The following is a 1415-nucleotide window of genomic DNA, read 5'->3' on the forward strand; positions in this document are numbered from 1 at the left end:
GAGGTGTTGAATTCGGCCAAGACACTGTCGAGCGAAAGCACCCGCCTTCGCGCCGAACTCGACCGCTTCATGGCGAACATCAGGGCGGCGTAAAGCTCAGAGCGCGCCGCTTGCTCCGCCGTCTACCGGCCTTAGCCGGGATGACGAGCGGGGGTTTGGACACTCAATTCAACGCGGCGCCGGGACGACAGCGCGAGCCCCGCGTCGCCTCACCGCAAGTTGCGGCGCCGCAAATTTACCGCGGCTTATCCTTTGCCCCGTAACGTGCTTTGGAGTCGGAGAGCGGGCTGCTTGCCGGCTGCGCCTGGTTTTCCGCGAATGGAATGGGGTGGGGGAATGTCCGTCAAGTCCAAGCCGAACACGTCGAAGCTGCTCACCTTGCGCTTTCGCGCAAAAATCATCCTTGGCTTCGTAGCGGTGCTGGCCATCCTCGCCGTCAGCATGGCATTCGCCTATTTCGGCTTCGAGCGAATCGCAGGCGCGGTCGCCTCCTACCGGGCTAGCGTGGCGGAAGCCGATCTGGGGCGAACCGTCGATCGCGAATTGATCAGCTATCAGGGTCTGACGCGGGCCTATACGTTGACCGGCGCAGCGGAGGACGAGGCCGCGGCCAAGGCGGCCGAGGAGAATCTGAAGGCGGCAATCGCAAAGTCGGCGTCTGCCACGACCGGAGCGGCGCGCCGCGAGCAGATCGGCAAGCTCGAGACCGAGTTCCAGCGCTTCACCAAGGTTTTCAGCGAGATCATCACGCTGACGCGCGCGAACGGCAAGATCGCGAGTGATGAGCTGAACGGCGTCGGCAACAAGATCCGTTTCAAGTTCGACGATCTCGCCGACACCGCGGCGCTGGCCGGGCTCGCATCGGTGCAGACCACGGCCAAGGACATCACCTCGCAATATCTTGCGGTCTCCACTTCGGTCAGCGCCTTCGTCGCCAAGCCGGAGCCGAAGAGCGCGGACGGCGTGATCGCCCGCATCAAGTTTCTAGAGACCCTGCTGGTCTCGATCTATGCCAACGACCAGAAGATTACCGACCGCGTCACGGAGATCGGGAATCTGCTGAAACAGTATCGCGCGTCCTTTGCAAAACTGTCCGACAACGTGAAAATCATCGGTAAGATGAACGGCGAGATGACCAACACGGCCGCCTCGATCCGCAACCTCTCCGGCGAGCTACGGTCGGAGCTGACGGCCGATCAGCAGCGGATCGAGGCGAGCACCGGTGCGACCATCGGGGATACCGAGCGGCTGATGCTGATCCTGGCGGTGGGCGGCCTTGCCGTCGGCGCCGTGCTGGCCCTGATGCTCGGCAATGGCATCTCGCGCCCGATGATCGCAATGTGCAAGGCGATGCGGGAGCTCGCGTCGGGGAATTTCGACGTCGTGCTGCCGGGCCTCGGCCGCAAGGACGAGAT

General features: G+C 63.3%; 1 pseudogene. It reads left to right on the plus strand.

The window, feature by feature from the left end:
• Window positions 1–336: 336 nt before the first annotated feature.
• Window positions 337–1415 (plus strand): annotated as a pseudogene (locus AC0L2O_RS36155) (methyl-accepting chemotaxis protein); the annotation flags it as partial.

The sequence above is a fragment of the Bradyrhizobium sp. Kon10 genome, from assembly GCF_055807395.1.